Annotated in this window: 5 protein-coding genes; 2 read left to right on the top strand and 3 right to left on the bottom strand. The window is 70.0% G+C overall.

Annotation, left to right across the window (positions count from 1 at the left end; genetic code table 11):
* Positions 1–99 precede the first annotated feature (99 nt).
* The gene (locus tag DSY14_RS13390) at positions 100–2,133 is read right to left on the bottom strand and encodes an MDR family MFS transporter (protein WP_211716860.1); all 2,034 of its coding nucleotides are present in this window, start codon (positions 2,131–2,133) and stop codon (positions 100–102) included.
* A 208-nt stretch (positions 2,134–2,341) separates the two neighbouring features.
* Here DSY14_RS13390 and DSY14_RS13385 point away from each other — a divergent pair, with 208 nt between their 5' ends.
* Complete coding sequence (locus DSY14_RS13385) at positions 2,342–3,484, top strand: acyl-CoA dehydrogenase family protein (RefSeq protein WP_211716859.1); 1,143 nt, start codon at positions 2,342–2,344, stop codon at positions 3,482–3,484.
* A gap of 26 nt (positions 3,485–3,510) precedes the next feature.
* The gene (locus tag DSY14_RS13380; RefSeq protein ID WP_211716858.1) at positions 3,511–3,678 is read left to right on the top strand and encodes a hypothetical protein; all 168 of its coding nucleotides are present in this window, start codon (positions 3,511–3,513) and stop codon (positions 3,676–3,678) included.
* Positions 3,679–3,851: 173 nt separating this feature from the next.
* On the opposite strand, the gene DSY14_RS13375 is transcribed toward DSY14_RS13380, so the two are convergent.
* Positions 3,852–4,583 (bottom strand): NPP1 family protein, encoded by a 732-nt coding sequence (locus tag DSY14_RS13375; RefSeq protein ID WP_307851214.1) that lies wholly within the window; start codon positions 4,581–4,583, stop codon positions 3,852–3,854.
* A gap of 814 nt (positions 4,584–5,397) precedes the next feature.
* Positions 5,398–7,701, bottom strand: coding sequence for a SpoIIE family protein phosphatase (locus tag DSY14_RS13370; protein WP_211716856.1), 2,304 nt, complete (start codon positions 7,699–7,701; stop codon positions 5,398–5,400).
* Positions 7,702–7,708: the final 7 nt, after the last annotated feature.

Below are 7,708 nucleotides of genomic sequence, written 5' to 3'. Positions count from 1 at the left end.
GGGCCGGGGCGGGCCACCGAAGGCGCCACGGCGCGGCCCCGTGGGCCCCTGTCCGCCCCGGCCTCCGGTCGCCGGGCGGGGCGGAAGGCGGGGCACGGCTCAGCCCCGGTCCTCCGTGCGTCCGAACCGACCCGAGGCGCTCTCGTCGCTCAGGGTCTCCCCGGTGACCTTCTCCAGGACCTCGAACACGTCGGGGTGCTCCTCCGGGCCGAAGTCGGCGAGGAGCGACCTCAGGGCGGTGCGCTGCGCCTCGTAGATCCGGCGCACGGTGTCCTCACCGCGCCAGTTGAGCTCCCAGGGTTCGGCGTCGGACACCAGGTACCCGCCCTCCAGGAGCTCCTGGTGCACGTTCTCCCAACGCGAGGCGGTCAGCCCCGACATGCGGCCGAGGTCCTCCACCGAGAGGGGGCCCTTGACACCGAGGTGGGTGAGCGCCCAGCAGCCCTCGATGGACAGGTCCAGCCCGGCGGCCTCCCGCAACCTGGCGTACATCGTCTCGGCTCCCTCGGCGCCGCAGGCCCGATAGATCTCGTGTTCGACCTGGTCGATCGCCGAACGGCTCGGCGCCGCCACGGGTGAGACGCTCTCGTCGAGGTCGGGGGTGCCGATGGTGGTCCGCAACGGGACCTGTCGCAGGCACAACGCCAGCACGAACCCGACCAGCGCCACCGGTACCGCGGCCAGGAAAACGACGTCGATGGCGTCGGCGTAGGCCTCCAGGAACCCGGCCTGGGCCTGGGGCGACAACCGGTCCAGCAGCCGCGGGTCGGCCTCCAGCCCGGCGGGGTCCACCCCCGGCGGCAGATCGATGCGGTCGGCGTGCGCGGCCAGGTTCGAGGCGAGCTGCCCCGCGAACACGGCGCCGAACACCGCGGTGCCGAACGACCCGCCGATCGACCGGAAGAACGTGGCCGAGGACGTCGCCACCCCCAGGTCGTCGTAGGAGGCGGCGTTCTGCACCACCACGACCACCACCTGCATCACCAGCCCCAGACCGGTGCCCAGGACGAAGAAGTACAGGCCCATCTCCACCAGCGAGCTGTCCGGCCCCATCCGCGACATCAGGAACAGGCCGGTCGCGGTGAGCGCCATCCCCGCGATCGGATAGGGCTTGTACCGACCCGTGAAGGTGACCAGCCGGCCGCTCGTGATCGAGGTGAGCAGCATGCCCACCACCATGGGCAGCAGGTGCAACCCCGACGCGGTGGGCGACAGGCCGTGCACGATCTGGAGGAACAACGGCAGGAACGCCATCGACCCCATCATCGCGAAACCCACGCAGAAGCCGATGCCCATGGCCACGACGATGGTGGGATCGCGGAACAGGCCGAGCGGCATGACCGGGTCGGGCGCCCGCCGCGCGGTGGTCCACCACCCCAGTCCCAGGACCAGTGCCGCCGCCAGCAGCGCGATGATCTGCCAGGAGAGCCACGGATACACGCTGCCGCCCCAAGAGGCGACGAGGGTGAGGCAGACCGCGGTGGCGGCGAGCAGGACGATGCCCGCGTAGTCGATGTTCTGACGGCCGGAAGGGGAACGCCCCGGCAGGACGAGCAGCACCGTCGTGAAGGCCAGCAGACCCAGGGGCAGGTTCACGTAGAACACCCACCGCCACGACAGGTGGTCCACGAACAGGCCGCCGAGCAGGGGTCCGGCGACGCTGGAGACCCCGAACACCGCCCCGAAGAGCCCCTGGTACTTGCCGCGTTCGCGCGGGGAGACGACGTCGCCGATGATGGCCGAGGCGAGCACCATGAGCCCACCGCCGCCGATGCCCTGGAAGCCCCGGGCCAGAATGAGCTGGAGCATGTCCTGGGCGAGCCCGCACAGCACGGAGCCGGTGAGGAAGACCCCGATGCAGGACAGGAAGAGCTTCTTGCGCCCGAACTGGTCGCCGAGCTTGCCCCACAGCGGTGTGCTGGCGGTGACGGCCAGCAGGTAGGCGGTGATCACCCAGGAGAGGTGGTTGAGCCCGCCCAGGTCGGAGACGATCGTGGGCAGCGCCGTGGACACGATGGTCTGGTCGAGCGCGGCCAGCAGGACCGTGAGCATCAGGGCCGTCATGATCAACGCGAGCCGGCCACCGTGATACTCGTGCCGTTCCCCCTGGACGGCGGTGCTGCCACGGGCCATCGAATCGCCTCCCTGTTCGTGACGGGGCGGGCTCCCCGGCCGGTGGCCCCGCTGCGGCCACACTAGGAACCGCCTCGCCGCCCGCCCCGGGGAACCGCCCACGGGAACAGGATCTTTGCCCTGGCTTGCCCCCCGACCTTCAAAACCGAACGCGGTTCGGTTACCGTGTGGGGGGCACCGTGATCCCCGACACCCTCCGGAGCAGCGCATGAAGCGGGAACTCTTCGACTCCGACCACGACCTGTTCCGCGAAGCGGTCGCCGAGTTCCTCAAGCGGGAGGTCACCCCCTTCCACGACCAGTGGGAGAAGGACGGCATCGTCCCCCGTGAGGTGTGGGTCGAGGCCGGTCGGGTCGGCCTGCTCGGCCACGGGGTGCCCGAGGAGTACGGGGGCACCGGTCTCCACGACTTCCGCTACAACCAGATCGTCAACGAGGAGATCTGCCGGGCCCACGCGAGCGGGTTGGGCATCACCCTGCAGAACGACGTCATCGCGCCCTACCTCGTGGGCCTGACCGACACCGAGCAGAAGCGGCGCTGGCTGCCGGGCTTCGCGAGCGGTGAGCTGATCACCGCGATCGCCATGACCGAACCCGGGACCGGCAGCGACCTCCAGGGGATCACGGCCTCAGCCGTGCGCGACGGTGACGCGTTCGTGCTCAACGGGAGCAAGACCTTCATCACCAACGGCATCAACGCCGACCTGGTGATCGTGGTGGCGCAGACCGACCCCGAGGCCGGTGCGCAGGGCTTCTCCCTCCTCGTCGTCGAGCGCGACATGCCCGGCTTCGACCGGGGACGCAACCTCGACAAGATCGGACTGAAGGCGCAGGACACCGCCGAACTGTTCTTCGACGACGTGCGCGTTCCGGCCGCCAACCTGATCGGCACCGAGGGCCGGGGCTTCGTCCACCTGATGGAGAACCTGCCCCAGGAACGGTTGTCCATCGCCACCTGCGCGGTGGCCTCGGCCGCGTTCGTCCTCGACCACACCCTCGCCTACTGCCGCGAGCGCACCGCCTTCGGACGCCCGATCGGGCGCTTCCAGAACTCCCGTTTCGTCCTGGCCGAGTTGGCGACCGAGGTGGATCTGGGCCGGACCTACGTGGACCGGGCCGTCCGGCTCCTCCACCAGGGTGAGCTCACCGTCGAGGACGCGGCCATGGCCAAGTGGTGGACCACCGAGATGTGCAACCGCGTCATGGACCGTTGTCTGCAGCTTCACGGCGGGTACGGGTACATGATGGAATACCCCGTGGCACGGGCCTGGCAGGACGCGCGTATCCAGACGATCTACGGTGGCACCACCGAGATCATGAAGGAGATCGTCGGCCGGGGCCTGGGCCTCTAGAACCCCCGTCCGGAAGGGTCCCGGTCATGACTGGAGCGTGGGACGGCCTCATCGTGATGGGGCTGTTGATCATCCTGCTGGTCCTCGGCGTCCGCAGGCTCCGCCCGAAGGTCCACATCCCGTGGAAGACCAGCGCGATCGTCGTGGTCTTCATCTTCGTCTGCCTGATCCTGTGGGCCTGGTCCTGGCGCTGAGGCGCCGCCGGGCCGCCCCGGATCGCTGCGCGACCACCCGGAACGCGCCCGGGCGCACCGAGGGCCCGCCTCCCCCCTGAGGCGGGCCTTCGGTGTCCGGTGGCATCGGCGGGACACGGACGCACGATCCCCTGGGCGGGTGGGGACCGGGCGCCCGGTCACGCCTCGATGGTTCAGGTGTACGGGTCGAAGTCGATCCCGTCGGGCAGGGCCTTGGCGAGCGCGTCGCCGAACCGCTCGTCCTTGAGGTCGAGCTGAGCCGCGCCGTAGTCGGCGCTCACGAAGATGTCCCGGATGCCTTCGGGATAGCCGTCCCAGCCCACCAGGTCCGGGTACTGCCAGACCCCGTCGTGGTTCTCCGGCGGATCGTCGTGGTCGGCGGCGAAACGGAAGGCGTGGGTGGAGGCGCCGTCCTTGTGATAGACGATCTTGGGGTGGGTGCCCTCCCAGAGGACGTCGTCCGCGGCACGGGTGTCGAAGTCGCCGTGCGCCGAGGCCGACACGTGGCGCGCCTCGTCGTCGAGCACCCACACCACCACGTGTTCCAGGTCGTGCCGGTGCCCACAGCACCCGTGCATGATCTGGTCCTTTTCGAAGTAGAGCGCGTACATGTAGGCGCACCAGCCACTGTCATCGCACTTGATCCGCGAATACGAATTCGTGTTGTCCAGGTCGGACCGATCCCGACAGTTTCCATTCAGGTCACCCGAGGTGTTCAGCCCTTCGGCGATACTCCCGTCCGGACCGATGGCGGGCGTAGAATAGCAACCGTCCGTGTCGTAGTCGAAGGCGGGTTGCCATTTCGCCTCGGCCTCGGTGGAATTCGCGGGCAGGGCGGGCGGGGGTTCGGCGAACGCCGGCGTGGCCAGGGCGATCACGAGACCCCAGGCCCCGAGCAGCGCCACACCGCCTCTCCCGGCGAACCTCCAGGGACGTCGACGAGACACGGCGAACCCACGGGAACCCTGTTCCTCCTTGTCATCACTGGAACCCAGGTCCATTCCACCGACCCCGGCCGACAATGCACACACCACCATTCCCGCAGCGGGGATATCCGGTTACCACTGGACAAAGTAACCATCCGACTACAGGTCGACAAGGTGTTCTCGCGGCATTTTTTTCACGGGCCGGTCCAGGTTTAGACCGGCATGATCCCCCACCAGGCAAGAGGCCATGGAATCAGAGACGACCGGCGTCGATGATTCTCGGGGGAAACCGGCGTGCGCGCGCCCGGGTCGGGTCTCCAGGGATCCGTTCCGGCGGCCCCTGCGCGAGGACGCGGCCGCCCCGAGGACGCACACCGAGCCGGCCACCGCTCGGGCGAACCCCGTCTCGTGTGCGGCCGGCAGAGTGGTCATGCCCTCGTCGCGCGGGCCGCGCACCGGAAGGGAGCGGCTCCCCCACCGGTTCTGGGCCGAGGGCGGCGCCGGCGGACTCCATCGACGGCAACGGACGGGGAGGTCACGAGCGCCCGTCCGCCGCATCACGAGGGGCTCTCCCGCGAAGGCTCAGGCCCCACCATCGGGGGTCGAGGACACGCCCGACCCCCGGCACGGGGGTGTTGACGCGGGCGCCGTCAGGTCGTGCTCTCTGGAATCCGGGGAGGTGCCGGAGACGGACCGCCTGGAGCGATCCCCCACCCGAGGACCCGAGGGTTCCTGACCACTCGGGCCCCCGAACACCGGCCGAAGCGCGGCGGCGGCCCCGGGAGGACCCGACCTAAGCCTCCTCGTCGACCTTCTCCGGCACGTCGAGCTCGGTGTCCTCGGAGTCCTCGGCGCCGTGCATGGGCATCTCGAACCACACGGCCTTGCCGTCCGGGGTGGGACGCGAACCCCACCGGCTGGCGAGCTGCTCCACGAGGTACAGCCCTCGCCCGCCCTCGTCGTCGGCCGCGGCACTGCGGATCCGGGGCAGGCGCAGGTCGTGGTCGAAGACCTCCACCCACACCGTGTTGGCGCCACGGCGCAACCGGAGCAGGAACTCCTTCTCGCCGGTGTCGTCGCTGGACTCGTCCTCCTCGGCGACGGCCTCCAGCAGATCGCTCCAGTCCTCGTCGAACTCGTCGACCATCCCCCCGGAGTCCAGGGGGGTCTCCGAGTCCAGGACGCCGCCACCGGTGAACTCACGGTGCACCGGGTGCGGGGTGGCGTGGATGACCACGTTGGTGACGATCTCCGAGACCAACAGACAGGCCAGTTCGGCCTGGTCGCGGTCGACGCCCCACTCCTTGAAGGTGTCGGCGGCCAGGTGACGGGCCTCGCCCACGGTGGACGCCTCGGAGGGGAACCAGCCCTCCCGCAGCGCCAACTCCTCGGAGTGCGTGCGCACGACGAGCAGCGCGGTGTCGTCGTCCAGCTCGCCCGGCACGCTGTACACGGCCGCCTCGGCGATCTGGTCGACGTCCTTGTCGGCGACCTCGGCGACGCGTTCGGTCATCCGCTCCAGAGCGCGCTCGGGATCGGCCTTGCCGCCCAGCGGTTTACGGTCCACCAGGCCGTCGGTGTACATCACCAGCGTGGCCCCTATGGGCAGACGCAGATCCGCCTGGTGGTAGACCACGTCCTCGCCCGAACCGCCCTTGGCCCGCACGCCCAACATGCGGTCGTGGACCTCCAGGTCGAGGATGTCCACGGACTCGGAGGTGATGAGCAGGGGCGGCGCGTGTCCGGCGTTGGCGTAGGACAGCTCACGGGACCACGCGTCGTAGACCATGTACAGGCAGCTGACGCTGGGGATCCAGACCCCGCCCTTGCCGTCGGGGGTGCCGAGCCGGCGCACCCACTCGTCGAGCTCGCGCAGGATGTCGGCGGGTTCCCGATCGGCCTGGGCGAACGCCCGCAGGGCCGCGCGGAGCTGCCCCATGACGGCGGCCGCGTGCGGGCCCCGTCCCTCGACGTCACCGATGACCAGGCCCACACGGCCGGCGGACAGCGGGAAGGCGTCGTAGAAGTCGCCGCCCACCTGGGTCTGCACCCCGTGGCCGTGGCCGTGCAACGGTCCGGCCGGAAGGTAGCGGTGGGCGAGGGTCAGTCCGTCCAGAGGAGGGAAGTCGCTGGGCAGAAGACTGTTCTGGAAGGCCAGCGCGGTGCTGCGCTCCTCCTCGAACAGGCGGGCGTTGTCGATGGCCAGGGCGACCCGGGAGGCGATGGCGCCGACCAGGTCCCGGTCGAAGCCGCCGTAGCTGCTCTTCTGCCGCGGGGAGAGCCCGGACAGGGCGAGGGTGAGCACGCCGAGCACCTCACCGCGGGCACGCAGCGGTGCGGCGATGGCGGAGGTCACGCCGACCTGGCGGGAGACCCGGTCGGAGCGGTCGTTGGGCGAGTTCTCGTACAGGTGGTCGCTGCTGACCACGGTCTCCAGACGCCGGAGCGCCTGGGTGACGAAATGGCGTTCGGGGTAACGGACCTCGTCCCCGACGTCGAACCACGTGCGGGGCGGGGGCGTCCAGCCCTCGGCGTGCACCGAGACCTGTCTGACCAGCCGCTCGTGGTCGTAGAGGTCGATGAAGCAGTGGTCGGCGAACTGCGGAACGAGGATGCCGGCGACGCCCTTGACGGTGGAGTCGAACTCCAGGGAGCCCGCCAGGCGGCTGCCGATCCGTTCGAGCAGGCCGTACTGTTCCTCGACCCGACCGCTGCGCAGCGCCTCGCGGGCGATGAGCGTGATGCCGGTGATCTCACCGGACGCGTCCCGCATGGGCGCGGCCTGGGCGCGCACGTGGATCCACGTGGAGTCGCCCTTGAGCACGGCGAACGTCCCCTCCCACGGCTCGCCCCGCAGGACGCGGCGGGCCAGTTGGGAGGCGTGTTCGCGGTCGGATTCGTGGATACCGATGTCGAGCAGGGACAGACCGACGTAGTCGCGGCCGCCGACGAACCCGAACAGCTCGCGAGCGTAGGGGTTCCAGTACCGCAGGAGGCTGGACCGGTCGATGACGACGATGGCGACCTCGGCCTGGTCGACGACCTCGGCCGCGGCGAGCGCGTCGCTCTCCCGGAAGGGCTCACCCCACCGTGTCATCTAGCCG

It is taken from the genome of Nocardiopsis sp. MG754419 (assembly GCF_018207095.1).
GTDB lineage: Bacteria > Actinomycetota > Actinomycetes > Streptosporangiales > Streptosporangiaceae > Nocardiopsis.
This window is presented reverse-complemented; position numbering and strand designations above follow the sequence as displayed.

Excerpts from the sequence above, each read along its gene's own strand:
- DSY14_RS13390 (WP_211716860.1), bottom strand. The coding sequence starts at position 2,133 with ATGGCCCGTGGCAGCACCGCCGTCCAGGGGGAACGGCACGAGTATCAC.
- DSY14_RS13385 (WP_211716859.1), top strand. The coding sequence starts at position 2,342 with ATGAAGCGGGAACTCTTCGACTCCGACCACGACCTGTTCCGCGAAGCG.
- DSY14_RS13370 (WP_211716856.1), bottom strand. The coding sequence starts at position 7,701 with ATGACACGGTGGGGTGAGCCCTTCCGGGAGAGCGACGCGCTCGCCGCG.
- DSY14_RS13380 (WP_211716858.1), top strand. The coding sequence starts at position 3,511 with ATGACTGGAGCGTGGGACGGCCTCATCGTGATGGGGCTGTTGATCATC.